The sequence below is a fragment of the Rhodoligotrophos defluvii genome (assembly GCF_005281615.1).
GTDB classification, from domain to species: Bacteria; Pseudomonadota; Alphaproteobacteria; order Rhizobiales; family Im1; genus Rhodoligotrophos; species Rhodoligotrophos defluvii.
The window spans coordinates 1526295-1550252 of record NZ_SZZM01000001.1 but is presented as its reverse complement, the minus strand read 5'-3'; the positions used below and the strand labels follow the sequence as shown (position 1 = coordinate 1550252).

Below are 23958 nucleotides of genomic sequence, written 5' to 3'. Positions count from 1 at the left end.
GGTCAAACCCTCTCGATCGTCTTCCAGCCGAACATGCCGGTCGGCCGGATGAACAGGATGGCGAGCATGATGACGAACGGCACCACCGTGCCGAAGGCGGCGCCTACGGCCGGGTCGACATAGGCGGTGACGAGGCCTTGGATGATGCCGACGATGACCCCGGCCAGCAGCACGCCGCCGATCGACTCGAAGCCGGCGAGCAGCGCGACAGGCAGCGCCGCCATGCCGATCTCGGACGCAAGGAAGTTCAGCGATTTCCCGCTGAGATAGATGATCGCGCCCAGGGTGGACAGCAGCGCGCCGAGGACCCAGGCGAAGGCGATGGAGCGCTTCACCGAGATGCCGAGGGAGACAGCGACTTGATGGTCTTCCGCCACCGCGGTCATGCGCAGGCCCGGCCGCGTCCTGTTGAAGAAATAGGAGAGAGCGAGGCCGACCACGATGGTGATGATCCCGCCATAGAGCAGGGCGCGCGGAATGAGGATGTCGCCGATGAAGATGGGCTGCAGCGGGAAAACGATCGGGAACGGCCGCACCTGCGGGCCGAACAGCACCAGGATCAGACCGCGCAAGAGGATGAGCAGGCCGATGGTGACCATCACCATGGCAAAGACCGATTCGCCCACCAGCTTGGAGAAGAAGATCCGCTCGATGAGGAAGCCGAACACGGCCGCGGCGGCGAAGGCCAGTGGAATGCCGATCCAGAGCGGCAGGCCGGTATTGACCACCATCCACCAGACGATGAAGCCGCCGAACACCACCAGCTCGCCCTGGGCCAGGTTGAACACCTTGGACGCGCGGTAGATCACCACGAAACCCATGGCGATGAGCGCATAAAGCAGCCCGACAAGGGTGCCGGTGATCAGATAGGTGAGGAAATCGATCATCATTCGGCGGCTTCCGTGGCTAGAGGCGCGCGGGCGGGCGACTTGCCCGGGTCGACTTCGTGAATGGCGACGCTGGCCACCAGAGTGCTGCGCCGTCCGTCCTGATAGGTCACGGGTACTTCGACGCGCACCGAAGGCGCGCCGCTGTAGATGGCATCGATCAGCATCCCATAGCGCTGCTCCAGGAACTCGCGCCGCAGCTTGCGGGTGCGGGTCAGCTCTCCCTCGTCCGGGTCCAGCTCCTTCGGGAAATTGGCGAAGCGCCGGACCCGCGAGGTATCCGGCAGGAAGCTGTTGACCCGCTGAATTTCGTCGCGGATGAGCGCCGCCACCTCCGGCTTCTGCGACAGGTCGGTGAAGGTGGAAAAGCCGATGTTGCGGTCTTCCGCCCAGCGGGAGACCACGCCCATGTCGATGTTGATCAGCGCGGCGATGAAGTCGCGGGTCTCATCGCCCAAGGTCATGATGTCCTTGATGAACGGGCTGAAGCGCAGCCGCGTCTCGATGAATTGCGGCGGGAACCGCACGCCCGAGCGCAGGGTGCGCAGATCATCCACCCGCTCCAGGAACACCAGCTCGCCGCTGTCGGTCTGGGAGACGGCGTCTCCCGTCTGATACCAGCCGCCGTCCGTGAGCCGTTCCGCCGACTTCTCCGGCAGCCGGTAATAGCCCTGGAAGAACGATCCGCCGCGCAGCAGCAGCTCGCCCTTTTCCGTCACCTTCCAGCTCAGCGGCTCGCCGGCCTCCGGATGGGAGGCAAGCCAATGGCCGACCGTCTCGAGGTTGTAGCGCTCGCCCTGGTGGATGGTGACGATGCCCATCTCGGTCGTGCCATAGAGATTGCGCAGGGGAACGCCGATGGCATGGAAGAGCCGGAACACGTCAGGTGCCATGGTGGAGCCGCCGCTGAGCGCGACTTTGGCACGGGTCAGGCCCAGCTTGTCGCGCAAGGGCCGCAGGACCAGCGCCTCGGCCAGCGGGAACGCCATACGCGCCCCCAGCGCCACGGGCCTTCCTTCGAGACGCGCCACGTTGACCTTCCGGCCGATGTCGACGCCCCAATCGTAGAGCTTCCGGCGCACCCGCCCCGCATCCAGCATGCGCGCCTGAACCGTCGCTGCCAGGCTCTCCCACTGCCTGGGCGCGAAAACCAGGGCCTCCACCGCAAGCTCGCGGATGTTGTTCAAAACCTCCTCGGGCGATTCCGGGAAATTCACCACCATGGGCAGCACCAGCCCCAGGGCGATGCCGAACACCTGCTCGGTCGCCCAGGCCGGCGCGATATAGGTGAGATATTCCATACCCGGCTTTATGCCTGTGCCGTTCATCACCCGGTAGGCATTGTCGATGAGATAGCGGTGGGTGAGGATCACGCCCTTTGGGCGGCCGGTCGTGCCCGATGTATAGGACAGCACGGCGATGTCGTCGGGCTTGCCCGCATCCACCAGCGACCGGAACAGATCGGGCCTCGTCGCATGGGCCGCCTTGCCTTCCGCCTCCAGGGCCTCGAAGGTCATCAGCCAGTCGTCGCGATAGGACCACATGCCCGTGTCATCCCAATAGATGACCCGACGCAGCTTGGGCGCCCGCGACTTCACCGCCAGGGCCTTGTCCACCTGTTCCTGGTCCTGCGCCACCAGATAGACCGCCTCGCTGTCATTCAGCAGGTAATCGATCTCGTCGGCGGTGAGGTCGGGATAGAGGCAGACCACCTTGCCGCCCGCCGCATGGGCGGCATATTCGGTCCAGAATGCCTCCGGCTCGTTTTCCCCGAGAATGGCCACCGTGTCGCCGCGCTGCAGCCCCAACGCGTGCAACCCGAGTGCGACGTTGCGCACGTGCCCCAGGACATCGGCGAAGGTGTATTCGCGCCAGATGCCGCGGTACTTGTGGCGCTCGACGAGGCGGCCAGGCTCCGCGGTCGCCCGCTCCACCAACAGCTGCGGCAAGGTGCGCATGGGCAGCATCAGCGGCTCTCCTCGCCGAGATAGGCCTTGAGAACCGCGGGGTCGCGCTGCACCTCCTCCGGTGTGCCCTCGGCGATCTTCCGGCCGAAATCGAGCACCGCGATCCGGTCGGCCAGATCCATCACCACCCCCATGTCGTGCTCGACCAGCACCACGGGGATCTTGCGGGCTTCGCGAACGTCCAGGATGAACCGGGCGAGGTCTTCCTTCTCCTCCGTATTCATGCCGGCCATGGGCTCATCCATCAGCAGGATCTTCGGCTCCTGCGCCAAAGCCCTCCCGAGGTCGACGCGCTTGCGCAGGCCATAGCCGAGGCTGCCCACCGGCTGGTGCCGGATGGGCTCGATCTCGAGGAACTCGATGATCTCCTCCACCACCTCGCGGTGGCGCATCTCCTCGTCCTTGGCCCAGCCCACATGCAGGAAAGCCTGCAGCACCGACGTCTTCATGTGGATGTGCCGGCCGACCTTGATGTTGTCGATCACCGACATGCCGGAGAAGATGTGCGTGCCCTGGAAGGTGCGGGCGACGCCGGAGCGGGCGATGGCATGCACGCTCTTGCCGGTGAATGATTCGCCGGCGAAGCTGATGGCGCCCTGCTGCGGCCGGTAAAAGCCGCTCAGGCAATTCATTAGCGACGTCTTGCCCGCCCCGTTCGGGCCGATTACGGCTACCAGTTCATCATCGCGGATCGTGAGGGAGACATTGTCGAGCGCTACGATGCCGCCGAACCGAAGCGTAATGCCGCTGGCCTCCAGCAAAGGCCTGCGGCCGGCACTCGTCTGGGCGGAACCGCCGAGCCGTTCGGGGATATGACCGACAGCAGCATCGGCCACGGCTTCGCGGCCGCTGATCGCAGCACTTCCCATGTACCCTCCCACCTGACTGGAGCCTTCGCGGGCGCGAGGCTCTCTTGTCGCCCATCGCGTCGGTGTGTGTTGTTTGACCTATTAGATGCAATTTTTACTCGGTAGTCAAATCCATTGTTGGCAAAAATTGACGCGACGTCAATGCGCATGGAGCGGCCAGCCCGATTGAACGAAACGTGATGCTACATCCGGCATGTTCCGCGCCAAAAATGGAGAGGTGGCGACGAGCGGAGGTCTGTAATGCGGATATCGAGTGCACTTGCCCTGGTCGCGGCGTTCTGGTTCGGGAGTGCGGTTGCGGCCGCAAATGCGCAGCCCGTCAGCAGTTGCCTGGCGGTGGCCGACACATCCACGCCCGTGCAGACGGCGGCTCTCCAACCGGTCGCGCTGGCCCAGAACGAGGTGAGCATCACCTTCGTCGGGCATGCCACCTTCCTGATCGAGAGCGCGGGCGGCGTCACGGTCGCCACCGATTATGCCGGCTATCTTCCCGACGGACTGATCCCGACGGTGGTCACCATGAACCGCGCCCACCGGACCCACTATACGGACAATCCATCACCGCTCATCCAGCACGTGCTGCGCGGCTGGGGCACGGAGGGGACGCCGGCCCGGCACCATCTCACCGTGGGCGACATGACCGTTCGCAACGTCACCACCGACATACGCGATTGGTCGGGCGGGCGCATACCGGACGGCAACTCCATCTTCATCTTCGAAGTGGCCGGGTTGTGCATCGGCCATCTCGGCCACCTCCATCACACCCTCGGACCTGACCGGCTCGGCCAGATCGGCAGGCTCGACATCGTGATGGTGCCGGTGGACGGCTCCTTCACCATGAATCAGGCCTCAATGGTCGAGGTGCTCAAGGAGCTGCGCGCCCAGCTGGTCATCCCCATGCACTATTTCGGCCCGGATACCCTGGCCCGGTTCCTGGATCAGATGCAAGCCGACTTCGCGGTGGAGACCCGTGCCGATCCCCATGTGGTGGTCTCGGCCTCGACCTTGCCGGAGCGGCCCACCGTGCTGGTGCTGCCTGGCCACTGATCAGCCGGCGCGGATGCCCCTATCCAGCAGATCGGAGAATGCCGCGGCAATGGCGGCACCCGATTTCTCTCCATCCGGAGTGAACCAGCGCGTCAGCCAGTTGGCCGCGCCCATGAAGAAGAATACAGTGAGCTTGGGATCGACGTTCCGCAGGCTCCCATCGGCGATGCCCTCATTGATCAGCTGGCGAAAGCGCCGATCGAAATCGTCGCGGCGCTTCACAACCCGGTCGCGGTTTTCCGGCTCGAGCGCGTTGACCTCGGCGAGCACTGCGCAGGAGCCGATCTCGCTGGTGAGAAGCTCGAGATAGCGCTGGGTCAGCAGCACCACCTTTTCGCGCCCGTTGCGACCATGCTGCAGAGCATGCGCCAGCGCCTGTTCACCGAAGTCAAGCGCCATCATGTGGCATTCGTAGAGGATTTCCTGCTTGTTGGAGACGTAATAGTAGAGGGCAGCCTTGGTAACCCCCAGGGTCTGCGCCACGTCTACCAGCGAGGTCTGGTGATAGCCGCGCGCGCTGAAGGCGCGGGCAGCTTCCCTGAGCAGGGCAGTCCGCTTCAGGGCGAATTGCTCGTCCCTGCTCAGCACAACGTTCTTCCAGGCGCCGCTATGGCGGCCGCGTCTCGACAACGGCTGGCCTCCTCCCCTGGGGCGAGCGATCTTTGTTCTCGTGGTCATCCCGCGCCAAGACTATGTCGCATTTCACCTCCAAGCCCGCAAGCTGCCGGCGCGATCCCCCTAAAGATTGCGCGAGATGATCAGCTTCTGGATATCGCTCGTTCCCTCATAGATCTTGCACACGCGCACGTCCCGATAGAATCGCTCGACCGGGAAATCTGAGGTGTAACCATAACCGCCATGAATCTGCAATGCGTCTGAACAGACACGCTCGGCCATTTCTCCCGCGAACAGCTTGGCCGCAGCGGCCTGCTTGGCGCAAGGGATGCCCGCTTCGATCAACCGGGCAGCGTGGAGATAGTATTGGCGGGCGATGTCGACCTGGGCTGCCATCTCCGCCAGGCGGAAGCTCACAGCCTGCAGTTTGGTGAGCGGTGCGCCATAAGCTTGGCGCTCGCGTGCATAGGCCACCGCCGCATCCAGCGCCGCCTGCGCAATACCGACCGCCTGGGCGGCGATCGCCACCCGTCCGTCGGACAGCAGGCCCAGGGCGACCCTGTAGCCGTTGCCGACGCCGCCGAGCACATTCTCGACCGGCACACGCACGTCGCGCAGCACGATCTGGGCCGTATGAGCCGTGTGCTGGCCCAGCTTGTCCTCGACCCGCGCCACTTCGACCCCCGGTGTCTTCGGGTCCACGATGAATGTGGTGAAGCCCTGTTTTCCGGCCTCTCTGTCGGTGACGGCGAGAACCAGCGTCATACCCGCTTCCGACCCGTTGGACACGAACTGCTTGGTGCCGTTGAGGACGAAGTGGCCGCCCTCGCGCCGGGCGCTGGTACGGAAGGAGGCGGTGTCCGAGCCCGCATGCGGCTCCGTCAGCATCACTGCGCCGACATGCTCGCCGCGCGCCATCGGCGGAAGGAAGCGCTGCCTCTGCTCCTCGGTGCCGTTCTGGGCGAGCGGATAGCTCGCGCCGAGATTGTGCACATGCACGATGGTGCCCAGGCCGCCATCGGCGCGCGACAGTTCCTCGATGACGAGGCAATAGCCGACGAAGCCGATGTCGGACCCGCCATAGGCCTCGGGCACCAGCATGCCCATGAAGCCGAGATCCGCCACCGCCTTGAGCTCGGCATGCGGCCAGGCGGAGGATTTGTCCCGGGCCGCGGCGGTCGGCGCGATCACCTCCTGCGCCACCTGTCGCGCCGATTGCCGAATGAGCACCTGTGGTTCGGTGAGGCCGAAATCGTCGGCTGATCCCGCGGCTGTCAATTGGAGATTCATAGGGTCCCTCCCAGTTCTGCCGACGCCCTCACCGCCCGATGAACCGCGGCTTCCGCTTCTCCTGGAATGCCGTGAGGCCCTCGCTCATGTCATGACTGGTGGCGTGAAGCTCGCTGGCGAGAAGCTCGAGCCGCAAGGCCGTATCGCTCGGCTGCTCCAACCCGTCATCCACAAGGGCTTTCATCCGCCGCAACACCAGCGAGCTCTTCACCGCCAGCTTCGCGATCAGCCGTTCGGCCGCCGGGATAAGGTCGTCGTCGTCCACCACCTCGTTGACCAGGCCGCAATCCACCAGCTGCTCCGCCGGAATGAATTCGCCCGTATAGAGCATGTATTTGGCGCGGGTCGGGCCGATCTTGCGCGGCAGCCGCACGGAGCTGCCGCCGCCGGGCAGCAGGCCGTAATTGGCATGCGCATCCCCCAGCTTGGCCGAGCGTGCGGCAATCACCAGGTCACAACACAGCACCAGCTCCAAGCCGCCGGCCAGCGCCATGCCGTTCACGGCGGCGATCACCGGCCGTGGAAACGCCTCCAGCCGGTTCAGCGTGCCGATCACCTGGTCGAGAAAGCCGCGCATGTTCGCGGGGTCTTCGCCCACCTGGCTGCGCACGAACTTGAGGTCGGCGCCGGCGCAGAAGGCGCGGCCGGTTCCGGTCAGGACCACCGCCTTGACGTCCGGATCATGCTCGACACGGTCAAGGCCCTCCTCGATACCGTCCAACACCGCGGGTATGAGCGAATTCATGGCTTCGGGCCTGTTCAACCTCAGCCATAGAGCGCCGTCACGGATTTCCGAGACGACGACCGGCTCTGCCGCAACCATCGCTTCCGACATAAGTCTCTCCTCCCTGGCTCGGAACGCATAGCGCCTCCGAGAAATTGACTAACGGGTCAAATCACTGTTTATTAGGTTACACTGTAGACCCAATGATAAAATACGCAAGGCGGTCAACTGCGCGGCTGCTAGGAGAGGAACCATGCGGGCACTTCTGGACGGGATCCGTGTCGTCAGCCTGGCGGAGCAATATCCCGGGCCCTACGCCACCCTGCTGTTGGGCGATCTCGGCGCCGATGTCATCCAGGTCGAGCGGCCCGGAGGCGGTGATCCGGCACGGCAGTTTCCCGAATTCTTCGCCGCCATCAACCGCGGCAAACGCTCCGTCTGTCTCGACCTCAAGACGGAAACAGGCAAGCAGGCCCTGCGCGACCTGATCACCACGGCGGATGTGCTGCTCGAGGGCTTCCGCCCGGGCACCATGCAGCGCCTGGGCTTCGGGCCGGACGAGGTGGCCAAGATCAATCCGCGTACAGTCTATATCTCGATCTCGGGCTTCGGCCAGACCGGCCCTTACCGCGAACGCCCGGCCCATGACCTGTCTTACCAGGCGATCAGCGGCTTCATGTTCCGCGACGCGCGGGCGGGCCGCACATCCGCAGGCGGCGAGATCGCCATCGGCGACTTGTCGTCCGGTATGTTCGCTGCCCTGGCGGCGCTGGCCGGCATCGTCAGCCGGTCCAGCACGGGAAAGGGCACCTATATCGATGTGTCCATGACCGATGGCCTGGTCTCGTGGATGTCGGTGTTCCTCGCCCCTGTGCTGAACGGCGCCCAGGCCGAGGAGATCGGCGAGGAGCCCGCCTACGGCACCTTCACCTGCGCCGACGGCAAGCTCATCTCCCTGTCCATCGCCCATGAGGACTGGTTCTGGCAGCCGTTCTGCCGGTTGGTCGGGCTCGATCACGCTGTCGGCTACAAGCGGCCGCAGCGGGTGGCCGAAAGGGTTGAGCTGGCCCGTGCGATTGCCGAGCGGCTGGCGACCCGGCCGCGCGAGGAATGGGCTGCGGCGTTCGACCGCGCTGGCATCGCCTGGAGCCCGGTCCATGACCTCGACGAGGTGGTGCGCGACCCGCATTTCATCGAACGGGGCATGTTCGCCACGGTGGTGGAGGATGATGGCTCGCGGCGTCGTTATGTAGCGCAGCCGTTGACCGTCAATGCGCACCACCCGGGCCCTGCGCGCGGCGTGCCGGCGCTCGGTGCCCATACGAGCGAGGTGCTGGACAGCCTCGCCCAGCACAAGCCGATTTCAGCAAGGAGCTGACTCAATGGAACCCGTCTATATCGTCGGCGTCGGCATGACCCCGTTCGGGCGCATGCTGGATGTGGACATCAAGACCATGACCCGCCAGGCCGTCACCGCCGCCCTGGAAGATGCCGGCGTCAATGCGGACGCCATCGAGGCGGCGTTCTTTGCCAATGCGGCGCAGGGGCATATGGAGAAGCAGCACATGGTGCGGGGCGAGATAGCGCTCAGGGCCATGGGGCTGAGCGGTATTCCGGTGGTGAATGTGGAGAATGCCTGCGCCAGCGGCGCCACCGCGCTGAACCTGGCGGTCACCCAGCTCAAGGCCGGCGAGAACGATGTCGTGCTGGCGGTGGGTGCCGAGAAGCTGTTCTCGAACGACCGGGCGCTGATGTTCGGCGCCTTTGATGGGGCCTGGGACGTGAGCGATACGGGCGCCATCCAGGCTCGCCTCATGAAGCTGGGCGAAGGCATCGAGCCGCCCGCGGGCACCACGTCAGACAAGCCCTACAGCGTGTTCATGGACGTCTATGCCGCCTTTGCCCGGTTTCATATGAAGACCTTCGGCACCACCCAGCGGCAGATCGCGGCGGTCGCCGCCAAGAACCACCAGCACTCCGTGCACAATCCGCTTTCCCAGTTCCGCGACCCCTATACGGTCGACGATGTGCTGGCGGCACCGCCCATCACCTATCCGCTCACCTTGCCCATGTGCTCGCCGATCTCGGATGGCGCCGCGGCCGCCGTGCTCATGACCGAACAGGGCATGGATCGGCATGGCGTGGACAAGTCGCGCGCCGTGAAGGTGCTGGCCTCGGTGCTTCAGACCGGCAGCGACCGCGACCCCTCGGAGGTCGACCGGCACATCACTGCTCTGGCCGCACGGCGGGCCTATGAGAAGGCCGGCATCGGCCCCGAGGATGTATCGGTGGCGGAAGTGCACGACGCCACCGCCATGGGCGAGATCATCCAGATCGAGAATCTTGGCTTCTGCCCGTTCGGTGAGGGCGGCCCCACCTCCGAGCGCGGCGAGACGAGGATCGGCGGCCGCATTCCTGTGAATCCATCGGGTGGTCTCGAATCGAAAGGCCATCCGGTCGGCGCCACCGGCATCGGCCAGATCTATGAACTCGTTGGCCAGCTGCGCGGTGTGGCGGGTCCCCGCCAGGTGGAGGGCGCCCGTATCGCATTGGCCGAGAACGGCGGCGGGCTGCACGGCATCGAAGAGGCGGTTGCCTGCATCACCATTCTCGCCAGGAACTGAACGAAAGGCTCGCTGATGAACCTCAAGGACAAGGTCGCGGTGGTTACCGGCGCGGGTTCCGGTCTTGGCCGCGCTTCGGCACGAACGCTCGCGGAGGCCGGCTGCCGAATCGCCGCCTTCGATCTCAGCGGCGAGCGCCTCGATGCGCTCAAGGACGAACTGGGCAGCGCCGCCCACACGGCGGTGGTGGACGTGGCGGACGATGGCAGCGTCAAAGCCGGTATCGACGGGGCTCTGAACGCGTTCGGCGCCATTCACCTGGCGGTGAACTGTGCCGGCGTGGCGGATGCCGCCAAGACGGTTTCGCGCGGCGAGCCTTTCCCGCTTGCCACCTGGAGCAAGGTGATCGGCATCAACCTCACCGGCACCTTCAACGTGATTCGCTGGGCGGCGCTGGCCATGACGCACAACGAGCCGGACGGTGGCGAAAAGGGTGAGCGCGGCGTCATCATCAACACCGCTTCGGGCGCGGCCTGGCAGGGGCAGATCGGGCAGGCCGCCTACAGCGCCAGCAAGGCGGGCGTCATGGGCCTGACCCTGCCGGTGGCCCGCGACCTCGCCCAGCACCGCATCCGGGTCGTGTCCATCGCGCCCGGCCTGTTCGATACGGCCATGGTGGCGGGCATGCCGGACACCGTCTCCCAATCCATCATCGACCGCATGATCCTGTTCCCCGACCGCATGGGGCGGCCGGAGGAGTTCGCAAGCCTCGTCCGCCACATCGCTGAAAACAGCTATATCAACGCCACGACCCTCAATGTCGACGCGGGGGCGCGCATGCATCCAAGATGAATGTGCGGGCGTGCGGCGCGGGCACGTCGCGAGTGATCCAAAGGGCATGACGTGCCGTAAAGGATGGGGTAGATCTACCGCCTTCCTCGACCGGGCCCTGTCCCGGTCCGCTATCGATACGCCCTGACGCCGCGAGCCCATGTCGCCGATCATCGAGATTTCGCACCTGTCGAAGACCTATGCCAGCGGGTTCCAGGCGCTCAAGGACATCAGTCTGGAAATCCGCCGCGGGGAGATCTTCGCGCTGCTCGGGCCCAATGGCGCCGGCAAGACCACGCTGATCAGCATCATCTGCGGCCTGGTGCAGCCAAGCGGTGGCACCGTCACCGTGGGCGGCCACGACATCTCCAACTATCGGATCACCCGGTCGATGATCGGCCTGGTGCCCCAGGAGCTGACCACGGATGCGTTCGAGACGGTATGGGCGACCGTCAGCTTCAGCCGCGCCTTGTTCGGGCGCAAGCGCAACCCCGCGCTCATCGAGCAGATCCTCAAGGACCTTTCGCTCTGGGAGAAGCGCAACAGCAAAATCCTCACCCTCTCGGGCGGCATGAAGCGGCGGGTGATGATTGCCAAGGCGCTGTCGCACGAGCCGAAGATCCTGTTCCTCGACGAGCCCACCGCCGGTGTCGACGTGGAGCTGCGCCAGGACATGTGGCAGCTGATCCGGCACCTGCGCCAGAGCGGCGTCACCATCATCCTCACCACCCATTATATCGAGGAAGCGGAGGACATGGCCGACCGCATCGGCGTGATCAACCGCGGCGAGCTCATCCTGGTGGAGGACAAGGCCGAGCTCATGCGCAAGCTGGGCCGCAAGCAGCTGACCCTGCACCTGAATGGGCCGCTCGATGCGATACCTCCCGCGCTTGCAGGCTACGACCTCGACCTGGCAAACGAAGGACGGGACCTGGTCTATACCTACGATTCCCAGGGCACCCGCACCGGCATCACCACACTGCTGCAGGCGCTGAGTGCAGCCGGCATCACCTTCAAGGACCTCGAAACCACGCAAAGCTCCCTCGAAGAGATCTTCGTCAACCTGGTGCATTCGGCCAAATGAACCTGACCGCAGTCGCAGCGATCTACCGTTTCGAGATGGCGCGGACCTTCCGCACTCTGCTCCAGAGCGTCGTCTCGCCGGTGATCTCAACCTCGCTCTATTTCGTGGTGTTCGGCGCAGCCATCGGCTCGCATATTCCGCGGGTTGAAGGCGTGACCTACGGCGCCTTCATCGTCCCCGGGCTGATCATGCTGTCGCTTCTAACCCAAAGCGTCTCCAACGCCTCCTTCGGCATCTACTTCCCGAAGTTCACCGGCACGATCTTCGAGCTGCTGTCGGCGCCGGTCTCCTATTTCGAGGCGGTGCTCGGCTATGTGGGCGCGGCGGCCACCAAGTCGATCATGATCGGGCTGATCATCCTCGCAACGGCCAATCTGTTCGTGCCGCTCCACATCGCTCATCCCGTATGGATGCTCGCCTTCCTCGTGCTGACCGCCGTGACCTTCAGCCTGTTCGGCTTTATCATCGGCATCTGGGCCGACAATTTCGAGAAGCTTCAGCTCATCCCGCTGCTGGTGATCACCCCGCTCACCTTTTTAGGCGGCAGCTTCTATTCCATCGACATGCTGCCTGAGAGCTGGCGGACGGTGGCCCTGTTGAACCCCGTGGTCTACCTGGTCAGCGGCTTCCGCTGGAGCTTCTTCGAGGTGGCCGACGTGCAGGTCGGCATCAGCCTCGCCATGACCCTGCTGTTCCTCATCATATGCCTGGCGATCATCTGGTGGATATTCAAGACAGGCTACCGGTTGCGATCGTGATGGGCTAAAGCGATTGGATCGACCGGCCGTAGATGTCCGAGAAAGCAGCGCCATGAGCATACCCGACACGGAGCACGTCTCCCGCGAAATCCAGGCCCACATCCTTTCAGAGGCGCTGCCCTTCATGCAGCGCTATGATGGCCAGACGGTCGTGGTAAAATATGGCGGCCATGCCATGGGCGACGAGACCTTGGCGCGGCAGTTCGCGCGCGACATGGTGCAGCTCAAGCTCAGCGGCATCCACCCCATTGTCGTCCATGGCGGCGGGCCGCAGATCGGGAAGATGCTGGACCGGCTGCAGATCAAGTCGACCTTTCAGGACGGCTTGCGAATAACCGATCAGGCTACGGTCGAGATCGTCGAGATGGTGCTGGCCGGCTCCATCAACAAGCAGGTGGTGGCCAGCATCCAGCAGGAAGGCGGCCGTGCGATCGGTATTTCCGGCAAGGACGGCAACCTGATGATGGCACGCCGCCTGACCCGTACGAAGCGGGACCCGGATTCCAATATCGAACGGATCGTGGACCTGGGCTTTGTCGGCGAGCCCGAGACCGTCAATCCCGAGATCCTGAATGTCATCACCGCGAGCGACGCCATCCCGGTTATCGCGCCGATCGGCACCTCGCGCTCGGGCGGGACGTTCAACATCAACGCCGATACCTTCGCCGGCGCCATCGCCGTCGCCACCCAAGCCAAGCGCCTGCTGCTCTTGACCGACGTGGAAGGCGTGCTCGACAAGGACAAGACGCTGATCCGCGAGCTCACGCTGGAGGAAGCGCAGCGGCTGGTTCAGGACGGTACCGCCTCCGGCGGCATGATCCCGAAGATCGAGACTTGCGTGGCGGTGGTCGAGAAGGGGGTCGAGGGGGCCGTCATTCTCGATGGCCGCGTGCCGCACATCGTACTGCTCGAGCTGTTCACGCCCTACGGGGTCGGCACCCGCATCAGCCGCACAGGCGAGGGATGAGCCGATCCATGAACGGGCAAGGCCAACGCCGCGGTTTCCACCATGTGAGTACCTGGATCTTCGATCTGGACAACACCCTCTATCCGGCGAGCTGCCGGCTTTTCGACCAGATCGACGTCAAGATGGCGGCGTTCATCATGGACCTGCTGCAGGTGGACCACGCGGAAGCGCGCCGCATCCAGAAGGGGTTTTTCTACGAGCACGGCACCACCCTGCGCGGGCTGATGCTGGAGCACGGGGTGAAGCCGGAGGACTTCCTCTCCTTCGTGCACGATATCGACCATTCCGCCGTGGTCGCGGACGAGCGGCTGTGCGCGGCGCTCACCGGCCTCCCCGGCCGCAAATACATCTTCACCAACGGCACGGTCGCCCATGCGGAGAAGGTGATGGCGCGCATCGGCATCGCCGGCTGCTTCGACGACATATTCGACATCGAAGCCGCGGAATATCTGCCGAAGCCCAATATCGAGAGCTATCGCATGATGCTGAAGCGGCACGGGCTAGAGCCGACCCGTGCCGCCATGTTCGAGGACATCTCGCGCAATCTAGGGCCGTGCCATCAGCTCGGCATGACAACGGTGCTGGTCACCTCGCCCGACAACGAAGACAGCGCCGCGATCGCCTCCCGCTCCGGGCACGGCTCGGATGCGCCGCATATCGATTACGTGACCGATGACCTCTCGGGCTTCATCGACGAGATCGTGCGCTGGCGTTCCTCAGTCGACAAAATGGACACTGTTTAGATCCAGCCGCTGCGTCTCGACCATGGCGAAGAACTCGGGCGAACCATCCTTGCCTTCATCGATCGTGAGCTGCCACCAGCCGCAGCCGCGGTCTTCCGCCCGCATCGTGTAGTTGTGCTGGCGCATGGCCTCGCTTCTGGTGATCTCGATACGGTCTTCGGATCCGAACTGGTATATGGAGGCGTAATCCTCCAGGGTTGATTGAGCAAGGCTGGTGAAGCGGAAGATATCGGCGCTGCTGCCGCCCACCAGGGCATCCGCGCCGCCCCTGCCCTCGAAGGTGGTTCCGTGCTCGCCGGCATGAAGAATGTTGCGGCCCTCGGTGCCCACCATATGCCTGGTGTCGGGGCTGCCGATGGCATTCGGCACGACCGGCATGGCCACTGTGACGCTAAGGCCGGCCCGATCCACCTGGACCTCGCTGGTGAAGAGGTTGACCGACGTGACCCCTTGCGCACCGGACAGATCGAGCACCAGCTGCTGCAGGTCGAGCTTGCCGCCGATCTCGGGGGCCCTCACCTCGGCTTGGCCGTCCAGCGGCCGCGCCATGACGCGCCAGGTGGCGTCGGGCGCAGGCTCCCCCGACCCGCACGGATCGAAATCGACGGAGCTTCTCACGGCCATCGTCCGCGAGGGGCCCCCTTCAGGCCCAGTGTGGTAGTAGCAATAGCTTGCTTCTGACATATGGATGTCCTGGAATGGCTTTGATGAAATAGGGGCGCCGCGCGGGCGCCGCCCACTCGGTAGCGCAAAAGGGTGCACGCATCTTGGGCAGGGCCGGGCGCTTCGAGCGCATAATCGTGGCCTTCCCGGGGCCGCAAACCCGGCGTCCCCACCATCTTGCACGATCGGATTGCAGCCGATTGCACCGGCACGGCAGCTTTGCTGCCAGTTGACACTCCGCCTTGGCCTAGTACTGTGCGCCCGCATCGTCCTCGATTCCGTAGAGCCGTCATGTACCACGACCGCATCAAGACCATCGTTGAAGACGCCTTCGAGCAGCGCGATACGGTGAATGCCGGCACGACCGGCGACATTCGCGCCGCGGTCGACTCGGCCCTCGATCTCATGGACGCGGGCGTGCTGCGCGTGGCAACGCCCGGCCCGGGGGGCTGGACCGTGCATGAATGGCTCAAGAAGGCGGTGCTCCTGTCGTTCCGCCTCTATGATATGAGCCCGATTGCGGGCGGTCCGGGCGGGGCAAGCTGGTGGGACAAGGTGCCCTCCAAGTTCAACGGCTGGAGCGAGGCGGAATTCCGCACCGCCGGGTTCCGCGCCGTGCCGAACTGCGTGGTCCGGCGGTCGGCCTTCATCGCGCCGAACGTGGTGCTGATGCCCTGCTTCGTGAATTTGGGCGCCTATGTGGATAGCGGCACCATGATCGACACCTGGGCGACCGTCGGCTCCTGTGCGCAGATCGGCAAGAACTGCCACATCTCGGGCGGCGTGGGCATTGGCGGGGTGCTCGAGCCGCTGCAGGCCGCACCCGTGATCATCGAAGACAACTGCTTCATCGGCGCCCGTTCCGAAGTCGCCGAAGGCGTGGTCGTCGGCGAGGGCTCGGTGCTTTCCATGGGCGTCTATCTCGGCGCCTCCACCAAGATCATCGACCGGGAGACGGGTGAGGTCTTCATGGGCAGGGTGCCGCCCTATTCGGTGGTGGTGCCCGGCAGCACAGGCGGCAAGTCGCTTCCCGACGGCAGCCCGGGACCGAGCCTCTACTGCGCCGTGATCGTCAAGCGGGTGGACGAGCGCACCCGCTCCAAGACCTCCATCAACGAGCTTCTGAGAACCTGATGCCCGCGCTCGATCCGGTTGCCTTGCTCCAGGCGCTGATCCGCGAGCGGTCGGTCACGCCCGACAGCGCGGGAGCCCTGGACCGGGTCGAGGACGTCTTGAGTTCACTCGGCTTCCGCTGCTGGCGGCTGCCGTTCCAGTCGCCAGACATGGCTGAGGTGGACAACCTGTTCGCCCGGCTGGGCGAGGCCTCGCCCCATTTCTGCTTCGCCGGCCATGTGGACGTGGTGCCGCCAGGAGATGAAAGCCGCTGGACCCACCCGCCCTTCGCCGGGATGATCGATGACGGCGTGATCTATGGGCGCGGCGCTGTGGACATGAAGGGCTCGGTCGCGGCCTTCTGCGCGGCGGTATCCTCGTTCATCGGCAAGCAGGGCGCCGATTTCGGCGGCTCGATCAGCCTGTTGATCACCGGCGACGAGGAGGGGCCCGCCGTCGACGGCACCGTGAAAGTGCTGGAATGGATGGCAGCTCATGGCCACAGGCCCGATGCTTGCCTCGTCGGGGAGCCGAGTTGCAGCGAGGCACTGGGCGACACGCTGCGGATCGGCCGCCGGGGCAGCCTCCACGCGCGGTTGACGGTATTCGGCCGGCAAGGCCATGTCGCCTACCCTCACAAGGCCGACAACCCCATCCCCAAGCTCGTGCGCATGCTGGACCGGCTGGCCAGCCATCGCCTTGATGACGGCAACGCCTATTTCGAGCCGTCGACCCTGGCCATCACCTCGGTGGACGTGGGCAACACGGTGGAGAACGTCATTCCCGACCGGGCGCACGCCGCAATCAACATCCGCTACAACAGCGAGCATAGCCGAGCCGGCCTCGAGCATTGGATCACCGCGGTTTGCGACCAAGTGAAGTCCGAGATGGGCGGGGAGTATCGTCTCGCGTTCTCCTCCAACGCCGACAGCTTCGTGACCGAGCCCGGTGCCCTCGTCGACCTGGTGGCAGGCGCCATCGCCGAGTGCACCGGCGTGACCCCGGCGCTGAGCACGGGCGGAGGCACCTCGGATGCCCGTTTCGTGAAGGACTACTGCCCGGTCGTCGAGTTCGGCCCCGTCAACGCCACCATCCACCAGACGGACGAGCGCATTCCGGCGGCCGAGCTTGCGGCGACGACGCGCATCTACGAACGGATATTGGAGCGCTATTTCCAGCGGTAACGCGAGCGACAGGGCGCCAACCGAGATGATCTCGTCCGAAGAGTTCTCTGCTGCGATGCGCGGCACCTGGCGCCTCCTCAATCGCGATACCGGCGGCTATGGCGACTTCAACGTCTCGATGGAGGGATTGAGGAACTCCTTCACCGCGATTGTGATCGTGGCGCCGATCTATCTGTTCATCATCGCCACCAGCAACAATCTCGCGACCCCGCCGCAGCCGACGTCCTATGGCCGCGAGCTCCTGGCTCTGCTGGTCGAATGGGCTGCCTTCATCGGCCTTGCCGTGGTCCTCGTGCGCCTGCTCGGGCTTGCGGGCAGGCTGGTGCCCTTCCTCATCGCCTACAACTGGTCGGCGGTGTTCATCGTGTTCTCCATGGTGCCGCCCGCCCTGCTCAGCCGCTATGGCCTGCTCGGTGCGAACGGGCTGGTGGTCGCCAGTATCGCCGTCACCCTGGTCGCACTCTATTTCCGCTGGTTCATCGCCCGCACGGCCCTTGCCACCACGGCGGGCGTGGCCCTCGCACTCACCGCGATCGACGTGATCATCAGCCTGCTCGCATCGGCCCTCATTCGCTGACCGGCGCTGGGGGATAGTCGACCTGGGTGAGATAGAGGCCCCAGGGTGGTGCCACCATGCCGCAGGCCGCCCTGTCCCTGGCTTGGAGGGCGGCGGCCATGTCTGCGGGGGTCCAGCTGCCTTCGCCAACCAGTTTCAGGCTGCCCACCATGGATCGCACTTGGTTGTGCAGAAACGACCGCGCATTCGTGCGAATTTCGACGATCTCGCCGGAACGGCTCACGGAAAGTAGATCCAATGTCTTGACAGGCGATGCCGATTGGCAATGGGCGGAGCGGAACGTGGTGAAGTCATGCTTGCCGATGAGATGCCGTGCGGCCGCATGCATCGCCGCCACGTCGAGCGGCCGCGCCACGTGCCAGGCGCGGTCACGATCGAGCACGAGGGGGCTGCGGCGGTTGACGATCCGGTACAGGTAGTGCCGCCGTATGGCCGAGAACCGCGCGTGGAAATTGTCATCGACGGACTCGGCGCCAAGCACAGCGATCGGCGCCGGCCGCAGATGAAAGTTGAGCCCGCCGCGCAGGCGCTCTCCGGGAAAGGCGCGGGCAAGGTCCACATGCGCCACTTGCCCCAGCGCATGAACGCCCGCGTCGGTGCGGCCAGCCCCGATCACCGTCACGCTTTCCCCGGTCATGCTCAAGACGGCCTGTTCCAGCGCCTCCTGAACGGTGGGGGCATTCTCCTGTCGCTGCCAGCCGCCGAACGGCGTTCCGTCATACTCGATGGTGAGCTTGTAACGCGGCATCCGCTCCCTCGCTGTGATCAGGCTCGATACCAGCGAATGCGCCTTCCGTCACGGCCCTTGCGGGGGCCATACGCAAGCGGTAACCATAGGGCATGAGCCAACCTGCGCCCCTTTCCGCCGCATGGCCACTGGCCGACGGCCGCCAGTCCGAAACGGCAGCTTCCGTTCAGCGGGGGGTCTGCCGCCTGTTGCGCTCCGCAGGCTTTGCAGCCGTGACCGAGCTGCCGCTGGCCTCTGGCCGGCGTGCCGACATCATGGCGGTGAACGAGCGCGGCGATATCTGGATCATCGAGATCAAATCCAGCATCACCGATTTTCGCACCGACCAGAAATGGCCGGAATACTGGGACTATTGCGACCGGCTCTATTTTGCCATTCCGCCGGCCATGTCGCCCGAGATCATGCCGCTGGAGGCTGGCCTCATCATCGCCGACGGCTTCGGGGCCGAAATCGTCCGCGATATCGCGGAAATCCGTCTGGCGGCTGCGCGCCGCAAGGCGGTCACCCTGCGCTTTGCCCGCGCCGCTGCCCTGCGCCTGCACAATTTGCGCGATCCGCTGTCCGGCGGCGCCGACTGCTTGTGAGGAAACTCATCGCCCAAGGTCGATATGGCGCTGCCGCTGGTCGCGCTGGTTGATCGCGCGCGCGTTCCAACCTTCCGCCGTCTGCGCGCCCCTGGGGGCTGCCGACCGTGGCGCACCCGAGTGAGGCTCCGGATAAGCGCTCGCCGGCCGGGTGCCGAACAGGCCCTCGAAGAACTGCACGATGCTGTTGCCCACCGAGGGCCGTTCGCGCTGCGCCACATAGGGCGCTTGGCCGATCTCTGGCTCGTCCGCCGGTACGCCGGGCAGCGGCAGCGCCGGCATGCCGCGATGGGCATCGGCCATCACATCCTTCCAGATGGCGGCGGGAAGGCCGCTGCCGGTCGCCTTGTTGGTGGGGGTTCCGTCATCATTGCCGACCCACACGCCCGCCACCAGATGTGCCGTGTAGCCGACGAACCAAGCATCCCGGAAATTCTGGCTGGTGCCGGTCTTGCCGGCGGCATCCTGCCCCTCTAGCATGGCGCGCTTGGCGGTGCCGTCGTGGATGGCCGTACGCATCATGTCGTTCATCTCACCCACGGTAACCGGGTCCAGCACCCGCCCGGTCTCGGCCGGGATGCGCTCATAGAGCACCTTGCCGCCCTTGGTGACGATGCGGTTGATGACGAAGGGGATCGCCTTGTAGCCGCCATTGGCGAAGGCGGCGTAGGCGCTGGTGAGCTCCAGCAGCGTCACTTCCGAGGTGCCGAGGCCGATCGAGGCATTCGGGGCAAGCGGCGACTGTATGCCTACCCGATGTGCCGCTTCGATGATCGTTTCCGGTCCGACTTGGACCGCCAGCTTCGCGGCAATGGTGTTGAGCGAGCGGGCGAGCGCCGTCCGCAGAGTCACCGGCCCGAAATACTGCCGGGAGTAGTTCTCCGGCGTCCAGCTGCCGAAGCGCACCGGCTCATCGACCAGCACGCTGTCTGGCGAGAACCCATGCTCCATGGCGGCCAGATAGACGAAGGGCTTGAAGGCCGAGCCAGGCTGCCGCTTGGCCCTGACGGCCCTGTTGTACTGGCTCTTGCTGTAGGAGCGGCCGCCGACCATGGCCTTGATGCCGCCGGCCGCATCCATCACCACAACCGCCGCCTGCTGCGCATTCTGCTTGGCGCCCTCGCCGGCCAGATGCTTGCGCACCGCGGCTTCCGTCTCATCCTGAATCGCGCTGTCGATGGTTGTCTCGACGATGAGGCTTTCCGTGTAGCTGCCGATCAGGTTCGGCACCATGTCGGCGATCCAGTCGGCCACATAGCGGCTCGCCGGCAGTTCTGCCGGCCCAACCACGCCCGCCGGGTTGTCGATGGCCTTCTGGCCCTGCTCCCGGGTGATATAGTGCTCCTCGACCATCGCGTTGAGCACCGCATAGGCGCGCTCCTCGGCCGCTTCCGGGTTCCTGATCGGGTTGTAGTTGGAGGGAGCCTTCAACAGGCCTGCGAGGGTGGCGGCCTCGGCCAGGTTCAGGTCCCGGGCCGATTTGTGGAAGTAGCGTTTCGCCGCCGCCTCGATGCCATAGGCACCCGCGCCGAAATAGACCCGGTTGAGATAGAGCTGGAGGATCTCCTCCTTGGAGAATTCATGCTCCAGCCATAAGGCCAGCACCGCCTCCTGGATCTTGCGTTCCAGCGTGCGGTCCGACTCGAGGAACAGATTCTTCGCCAGCTGCTGGGTGAGGGTCGAGCCGCCCTGCACCACGCTGCCCGACCGCATATTGGCGATGACGGCGCGGAACGTCCCGATGGGATCGATGCCGAAATGCTGATAAAAGCGCCGGTCCTCGATCGCCAGCACCGCCTGCGGTACATAGGGCGGCAGCTCGTCGAGCCGGATGTCGTCGCCGGTGAACGAGCCGCGCTCGACCAGCACCTGGCCGTCGTCGGCCAGCAGCACCATGCCCGGTTCGCGGGCCGGGATCTTGAATAAGGTATCGTTAGGCAGCGCCAGCAAAAAATAGACGGAGATGCCGATGATGGCGATCAGGCCCCAAAGCCCGAGGGTCAGCGTCCAATAGACGGAGCGCGCCAGCCACGACCGCTTCCTGCGCGGACCGCGGCCGCTGCCTCTGCCGTTTCGCTTGCCCCCATCCTGCCCGCCCGGCTTGCTCAAGCCCGAGCGCCGGTCTTCGGCCGCAAAGAGCCGGGGCTCGCGGACGTCTTTTTTGTCGACATCGGCCCTGGCCCGCGATCGGAATACGCCCATTGATTCAGCCTGAACTTGCCCACACCCGATTTTTTCACTGTAGGGACAGGGCTTTAACCCACTGCTAAAAAAATCAAGCGAATAGTCATGATCACCCTGAGCAAGAATCGTGTCCGATTGATGACTCGACAGCCCTGCCCTTGACCTTCCGCTCGCGGTAGAACAGGTAGACCCCGCTGGCGACGACAATGACCCCGCCGACCACCGTCCACAGGTCGGGCAAATCACCAAATACCAAATAGCCGATCACCACCATCATCACGATTTGGCTATAGGAGAAGGGCGCCAGCACTGCGGCGGGCGCAAGCCTGTGGGCGTGGATGAGCAGCTGGTGGCCGATGGTGCCGAAGGCGCCGACCAGCATCATGAGCGCCCAGCCCTGCGCATCGGGCGTGACCCAGACGGCCGGAACCGCCGGCAGCAGTGCCGCCGCGCCGACGGCGGCGGTGTAGAACATCGTCGTGAGCGCGCTGTCGTATTCGGCGATCTTGCGCGTGGCGATCTGATAAAGCGCGGTGAACAGGGCGGCGATGATCGAGATGATCGCCGCGGGCTGGAAGCCGCTCATTCCCGGCCGCACGATGATCAGCACGCCAATGAACCCCACCACCACTGCCATCCAGCGCCGCGGGCCGACTTTCTCGCCCAAGAGCGGCACCGAGAGGGCACAGACCCACAACGGGTTTGAGAAGGAAATGGAGGCGGTCTCCGCCAGCTGGAGATAGCGCAGGGCGAGAAAGTTGCACGCCGTGGATGCGGCCAAGAGCAGGCCGCGGATGATCTGGAGCTTCAAGTTGCGCGCGCGGATATGGGCGAGCGCATTGAGCCAGACAAGATAGCAAACCGCGAAAACGACCGCGAACCCGTAGCGCGCGAACGCGACCTGAACCACCGGGTAGGTCTGACCCAGATATTTCGCCGTGGCATCGAGGCCCGAAAACAAGGTGAAGGCCGCGATCATCATGAAGATGCCGCGGATGCGGGCGCTGGATTCGGAAGCGGAGGCAGACATGAGGAACGGGCGTGAGACGCCAGGGAGGGCTGGCGAGGAAGCGGGATGCCCAATGGGCCCGTGCAAACTGCATCCTGATCGCGCCCAGGTAAAGCCGCAATGGCGCCGCAGGCATGGAGGCCGGCGCGCGGCTCTCCGCTCAAGGCTTGCGGGCGCGCATATCCAGAAGCCGGCACTCGCCACGGTCGAGCGCCGCGATCAGCGTGCTCCAGGCAGCGGTTGCGTCCTCGGCAACGGCCTGGCCAAACAGCTCGACCATCTCGTTGCGGATGGCACCCTGAAAAGAGGCAAGCTCGTTGCGGGCCACGCCGGCATACCAGGCGGTTTGATCCGTTTCCAAAATCTGAGAGAATCCAGCGTTCCGGAGCGCGTCGCGATACTGGTCGGCCGGAAGCGGAGGAAATGCCGACCCGGCCAACTCGAAGTAGCGGCGCAGCGCGGGCGAAGAGGTGCCGCCGTCGCCCGCCACGAACGTACTGACGGCAACGGTCCCGCCGCTACGCAGCACCCTGTGGCTCTCGCGAGCGAGGTTATCCTCCGCGAGGCGACCCGAGCTGTTCATGCTGCAAACCACCCCAAGCTGGGCATCGCCGAAGGGCAGGACACCGGCCGTGAGCTCGGCGAAGGAAAGCCGGTCGACGAGTCCAAGGTCTGCGGCCTTCCTTCTGGCCGCGGCCAGCCGCTCACCATCCTGGTCCATGCCGGTGACATGGGCTGCATGATGCTTCTGGACGAGGTAGATGTCCGCACCGCCCGAACCGCAGCCAATGTCGAGCACCTGCGCCTGGCTCAGATCCAGCCCGGCAATCAGCCGATCGACTCGTTCCGGCCCGCCCGGCAGCGACCAGCCCTCACCCCAGATTAGCTCCAGGACGGTGCGCGGCTTGCCGGGGCCGACTTGCCCCTCATCGCCGTCGTCATCATCACTGCCGAATGTCATGAGACGCGTCCTTTGACGGCTAGTTTCCCCTGAATTCGGCGGCGGTGAAGATCGAGGCGAAAGGCAGCCCGGCGCGGTCCATCGTCTCCTGAGCCCCCTCCTGGCGGTCGACCAGGGTGAGCACCTGGACGACGTGGCCGCCGGCCTCGCGCACCGCTTCCACAGCTTTGAGGGCCGACTCGCCCGTTGTGGTCACGTCCTCCACCACCACCACCCGTTTTCCTTCCAGGCTCTCGCCGGGGGCCAGCCCCTCGACCAGCAGCTTGGCGCCGTGCTCCTTGGCCTTCTTGCGCACGAAGAAGGCCTTCACGGGCGTGGCGCGCAGGAAGCTTGCCGCCGCGGTCCATGACACGATCGGCACCGCTCCCATCTCGAGCCCGCCCACATAGTCGGGCCGGCTCGGTCCCAACGCGTCCAGCACCAGCTCGGCGAGCAGCCCCGCCCCCTCCGGATGCAGCATGGTGGGCTTCATGTTGAAGTAGAAGTTGCTCTTGCGGCCTGAGGCCAGCGTCACCTCGACATTGTCCTTGAACGAGCGCTCGCGGATGATCGCCATCAGCCGCGAGCGCCGCAAATCCTCACGCATCCC

24 protein-coding genes are annotated in these 23958 nt (G+C 65.0%); 12 read left to right on the top strand and 12 right to left on the bottom strand.

Features of this window, described 5'->3' with window-relative positions:
* Positions 1-2: 2 nt before the first annotated feature.
* Genes E4P09_RS07390 through E4P09_RS07380 form a run of 3 tightly spaced genes read right to left on the bottom strand, consistent with a single transcriptional unit; the run spans position 3 to position 3723 of the window.
* On the bottom strand, positions 3-890 hold the full coding sequence (locus E4P09_RS07390) for a branched-chain amino acid ABC transporter permease (protein WP_205042033.1): 888 nt from the start codon (positions 888-890) through the stop codon (positions 3-5).
* Positions 887-2854 carry an AMP-dependent synthetase/ligase gene (locus E4P09_RS07385; RefSeq protein WP_137388857.1) on the bottom strand — a complete coding sequence of 656 codons (1968 nt, stop codon included), beginning with the start codon at positions 2852-2854 and terminating at the stop codon, positions 887-889. Before E4P09_RS07385 ends, E4P09_RS07390 begins: the two co-directional genes overlap by 4 nt.
* Positions 2854-3723 (bottom strand): ABC transporter ATP-binding protein, encoded by an 870-nt coding sequence (locus tag E4P09_RS07380; RefSeq protein WP_137388856.1) that lies wholly within the window; start codon positions 3721-3723, stop codon positions 2854-2856. Before E4P09_RS07380 ends, E4P09_RS07385 begins: the two co-directional genes overlap by 1 nt.
* Positions 3724-3963: 240 nt before the next feature.
* Here E4P09_RS07380 and E4P09_RS07375 point away from each other — a divergent pair, with 240 nt between their 5' ends.
* Positions 3964-4770 carry an MBL fold metallo-hydrolase gene (locus E4P09_RS07375; protein ID WP_137388855.1) on the top strand — a complete coding sequence of 269 codons (807 nt, stop codon included), beginning with the start codon at positions 3964-3966 and terminating at the stop codon, positions 4768-4770.
* Here E4P09_RS07375 and E4P09_RS07370 read toward each other — a convergent pair whose 3' ends face one another.
* The 3 genes from E4P09_RS07370 to E4P09_RS07360 form a co-directional block, all read right to left on the bottom strand.
* Entirely contained in the window at positions 4771-5400 is a 630-nt protein-coding gene (locus E4P09_RS07370; RefSeq protein ID WP_170984270.1) for a TetR/AcrR family transcriptional regulator, read from the bottom strand.
* Between the two features lie 108 nt (positions 5401-5508).
* Positions 5509-6675 (bottom strand): acyl-CoA dehydrogenase family protein, encoded by a 1167-nt coding sequence (locus tag E4P09_RS07365; RefSeq protein WP_137388853.1) that lies wholly within the window; start codon positions 6673-6675, stop codon positions 5509-5511.
* A 28-nt stretch (positions 6676-6703) separates the two neighbouring features.
* Entirely contained in the window at positions 6704-7510 is an 807-nt protein-coding gene (locus tag E4P09_RS07360; protein ID WP_239025046.1) for an enoyl-CoA hydratase/isomerase family protein, read from the bottom strand.
* A 142-nt stretch (positions 7511-7652) separates the two neighbouring features.
* On the opposite strand from E4P09_RS07360, the gene E4P09_RS07355 reads away from it, so the two are divergent.
* The 7 genes from E4P09_RS07355 to E4P09_RS07325 all read left to right on the top strand — a co-directional run bounded on the left by E4P09_RS07355 (position 7653) and on the right by E4P09_RS07325 (position 14346).
* Entirely contained in the window at positions 7653-8777 is a 1125-nt protein-coding gene (locus E4P09_RS07355) for a CaiB/BaiF CoA transferase family protein (protein ID WP_137388852.1), read from the top strand.
* 4 nt (positions 8778-8781) lie between these two features.
* On the top strand, positions 8782-10023 hold the full coding sequence (locus E4P09_RS07350; protein ID WP_137388851.1) for a thiolase family protein: 1242 nt from the start codon (positions 8782-8784) through the stop codon (positions 10021-10023).
* Between the two features lie 15 nt (positions 10024-10038).
* Entirely contained in the window at positions 10039-10815 is a 777-nt protein-coding gene (locus E4P09_RS07345) for an SDR family NAD(P)-dependent oxidoreductase (RefSeq protein WP_137388850.1), read from the top strand.
* A 139-nt stretch (positions 10816-10954) separates the two neighbouring features.
* Positions 10955-11878, top strand: a complete 924-nt coding sequence (locus tag E4P09_RS07340) for an ABC transporter ATP-binding protein (protein ID WP_137388849.1) — start codon at positions 10955-10957, stop codon at positions 11876-11878.
* Complete coding sequence (locus E4P09_RS07335) at positions 11875-12636, top strand: ABC transporter permease (protein ID WP_137388848.1); 762 nt, start codon at positions 11875-11877, stop codon at positions 12634-12636. The genes E4P09_RS07340 and E4P09_RS07335 overlap by 4 nt, the downstream gene beginning before the upstream one ends.
* Positions 12637-12688: 52 nt before the next feature.
* Positions 12689-13603: an acetylglutamate kinase gene (gene argB, locus E4P09_RS07330; protein ID WP_137388847.1), complete on the top strand. Its 915-nt coding sequence runs from the start codon at positions 12689-12691 to the stop codon at positions 13601-13603.
* An 8-nt stretch (positions 13604-13611) separates the two neighbouring features.
* Entirely contained in the window at positions 13612-14346 is a 735-nt protein-coding gene (locus E4P09_RS07325; RefSeq protein ID WP_137388846.1) for a pyrimidine 5'-nucleotidase, read from the top strand.
* Here E4P09_RS07325 and E4P09_RS07320 read toward each other — a convergent pair.
* Entirely contained in the window at positions 14320-14964 is a 645-nt protein-coding gene (locus tag E4P09_RS07320; RefSeq protein ID WP_137388845.1) for a calcium-binding protein, read from the bottom strand. The genes E4P09_RS07325 and E4P09_RS07320 overlap by 27 nt on opposite strands.
* A 336-nt stretch (positions 14965-15300) precedes the next feature.
* On the opposite strand from E4P09_RS07320, the gene dapD reads away from it, so the two are divergent.
* Genes dapD through E4P09_RS07305 form a run of 3 tightly spaced genes read left to right on the top strand, consistent with a single transcriptional unit; the run spans position 15301 to position 17883 of the window.
* Positions 15301-16143, top strand: a complete 843-nt coding sequence (dapD, locus tag E4P09_RS07315; RefSeq protein WP_137388844.1) for a 2,3,4,5-tetrahydropyridine-2,6-dicarboxylate N-succinyltransferase — start codon at positions 15301-15303, stop codon at positions 16141-16143.
* A complete protein-coding gene (gene dapE, locus E4P09_RS07310; RefSeq protein WP_137388843.1) occupies positions 16143-17306 on the top strand; it encodes a succinyl-diaminopimelate desuccinylase in 1164 nt (387 codons plus the stop codon). The genes dapD and dapE overlap by 1 nt, the downstream gene beginning before the upstream one ends.
* A 25-nt stretch (positions 17307-17331) precedes the next feature.
* A complete protein-coding gene (locus E4P09_RS07305; protein ID WP_137388842.1) occupies positions 17332-17883 on the top strand; it encodes a hypothetical protein in 552 nt (183 codons plus the stop codon).
* On the opposite strand, the gene truA is transcribed toward E4P09_RS07305, so the two are convergent.
* Positions 17873-18631, bottom strand: coding sequence for a tRNA pseudouridine(38-40) synthase TruA (truA, locus tag E4P09_RS07300; protein ID WP_137388841.1), 759 nt, complete (start codon positions 18629-18631; stop codon positions 17873-17875). The two genes, E4P09_RS07305 and truA, sit on opposite strands and share 11 nt — an antisense overlap.
* Before the next feature lie 92 nt (positions 18632-18723).
* Between truA and E4P09_RS07295 the strand changes: the two genes are divergently transcribed.
* Complete coding sequence (locus E4P09_RS07295; RefSeq protein WP_137388840.1) at positions 18724-19215, top strand: MmcB family DNA repair protein; 492 nt, start codon at positions 18724-18726, stop codon at positions 19213-19215.
* A 6-nt stretch (positions 19216-19221) separates the two neighbouring features.
* Here E4P09_RS07295 and E4P09_RS07290 read toward each other — a convergent pair whose 3' ends face one another.
* The 4 genes from E4P09_RS07290 to pyrE all read right to left on the bottom strand — a co-directional run bounded on the left by E4P09_RS07290 (position 19222) and on the right by pyrE (position 23955).
* Entirely contained in the window at positions 19222-21417 is a 2196-nt protein-coding gene (locus E4P09_RS07290) for a transglycosylase domain-containing protein (protein WP_137388839.1), read from the bottom strand.
* Positions 21418-21508: 91 nt separating this feature from the next.
* The gene (locus E4P09_RS07285) at positions 21509-22429 is read right to left on the bottom strand and encodes a DMT family transporter (protein ID WP_205042032.1); all 921 of its coding nucleotides are present in this window, start codon (positions 22427-22429) and stop codon (positions 21509-21511) included.
* A 139-nt stretch (positions 22430-22568) separates the two neighbouring features.
* Complete coding sequence (locus tag E4P09_RS07280) at positions 22569-23369, bottom strand: class I SAM-dependent methyltransferase (protein WP_137388838.1); 801 nt, start codon at positions 23367-23369, stop codon at positions 22569-22571.
* A 19-nt stretch (positions 23370-23388) separates the two neighbouring features.
* Positions 23389-23955 carry an orotate phosphoribosyltransferase gene (gene pyrE, locus E4P09_RS07275; RefSeq protein ID WP_137388837.1) on the bottom strand — a complete coding sequence of 189 codons (567 nt, stop codon included), beginning with the start codon at positions 23953-23955 and terminating at the stop codon, positions 23389-23391.
* Positions 23956-23958 lie beyond the last annotated feature (3 nt).

What these genes read in the sequence shown, in the direction of transcription:
- E4P09_RS07305 (WP_137388842.1), top strand. Translation starts at nt 17,332, where the DNA reads ATGATCTCGTCCGAAGAGTTCTCTGCTGCGATGCGCGGCACCTGGCGC.
- E4P09_RS07290 (WP_137388839.1), bottom strand. Translation starts at nt 21,417, where the DNA reads ATGGGCGTATTCCGATCGCGGGCCAGGGCCGATGTCGACAAAAAAGAC.
- E4P09_RS07295 (WP_137388840.1), top strand. Translation starts at nt 18,724, where the DNA reads ATGAGCCAACCTGCGCCCCTTTCCGCCGCATGGCCACTGGCCGACGGC.
- truA (WP_137388841.1), bottom strand. Translation starts at nt 18,631, where the DNA reads ATGCCGCGTTACAAGCTCACCATCGAGTATGACGGAACGCCGTTCGGC.
- E4P09_RS07335 (WP_137388848.1), top strand. Translation starts at nt 11,875, where the DNA reads ATGAACCTGACCGCAGTCGCAGCGATCTACCGTTTCGAGATGGCGCGG.
- E4P09_RS07360 (WP_239025046.1), bottom strand. Translation starts at nt 7,510, where the DNA reads ATGTCGGAAGCGATGGTTGCGGCAGAGCCGGTCGTCGTCTCGGAAATC.
- E4P09_RS07285 (WP_205042032.1), bottom strand. Translation starts at nt 22,429, where the DNA reads ATGTCTGCCTCCGCTTCCGAATCCAGCGCCCGCATCCGCGGCATCTTC.
- argB (WP_137388847.1), top strand. Translation starts at nt 12,689, where the DNA reads ATGAGCATACCCGACACGGAGCACGTCTCCCGCGAAATCCAGGCCCAC.
- E4P09_RS07340 (WP_137388849.1), top strand. Translation starts at nt 10,955, where the DNA reads ATGTCGCCGATCATCGAGATTTCGCACCTGTCGAAGACCTATGCCAGC.
- E4P09_RS07385 (WP_137388857.1), bottom strand. Translation starts at nt 2,854, where the DNA reads ATGCTGCCCATGCGCACCTTGCCGCAGCTGTTGGTGGAGCGGGCGACC.
- E4P09_RS07280 (WP_137388838.1), bottom strand. Translation starts at nt 23,369, where the DNA reads ATGACATTCGGCAGTGATGATGACGACGGCGATGAGGGGCAAGTCGGC.
- E4P09_RS07345 (WP_137388850.1), top strand. Translation starts at nt 10,039, where the DNA reads ATGAACCTCAAGGACAAGGTCGCGGTGGTTACCGGCGCGGGTTCCGGT.
- E4P09_RS07325 (WP_137388846.1), top strand. Translation starts at nt 13,612, where the DNA reads ATGAACGGGCAAGGCCAACGCCGCGGTTTCCACCATGTGAGTACCTGG.
- E4P09_RS07390 (WP_205042033.1), bottom strand. Translation starts at nt 890, where the DNA reads ATGATGATCGATTTCCTCACCTATCTGATCACCGGCACCCTTGTCGGG.
- dapD (WP_137388844.1), top strand. Translation starts at nt 15,301, where the DNA reads ATGTACCACGACCGCATCAAGACCATCGTTGAAGACGCCTTCGAGCAG.
- pyrE (WP_137388837.1), bottom strand. Translation starts at nt 23,955, where the DNA reads ATGCGTGAGGATTTGCGGCGCTCGCGGCTGATGGCGATCATCCGCGAG.
- dapE (WP_137388843.1), top strand. Translation starts at nt 16,143, where the DNA reads ATGCCCGCGCTCGATCCGGTTGCCTTGCTCCAGGCGCTGATCCGCGAG.
- E4P09_RS07380 (WP_137388856.1), bottom strand. Translation starts at nt 3,723, where the DNA reads ATGGGAAGTGCTGCGATCAGCGGCCGCGAAGCCGTGGCCGATGCTGCT.
- E4P09_RS07365 (WP_137388853.1), bottom strand. Translation starts at nt 6,675, where the DNA reads ATGAATCTCCAATTGACAGCCGCGGGATCAGCCGACGATTTCGGCCTC.
- E4P09_RS07355 (WP_137388852.1), top strand. Translation starts at nt 7,653, where the DNA reads ATGCGGGCACTTCTGGACGGGATCCGTGTCGTCAGCCTGGCGGAGCAA.
- E4P09_RS07375 (WP_137388855.1), top strand. Translation starts at nt 3,964, where the DNA reads ATGCGGATATCGAGTGCACTTGCCCTGGTCGCGGCGTTCTGGTTCGGG.
- E4P09_RS07350 (WP_137388851.1), top strand. Translation starts at nt 8,782, where the DNA reads ATGGAACCCGTCTATATCGTCGGCGTCGGCATGACCCCGTTCGGGCGC.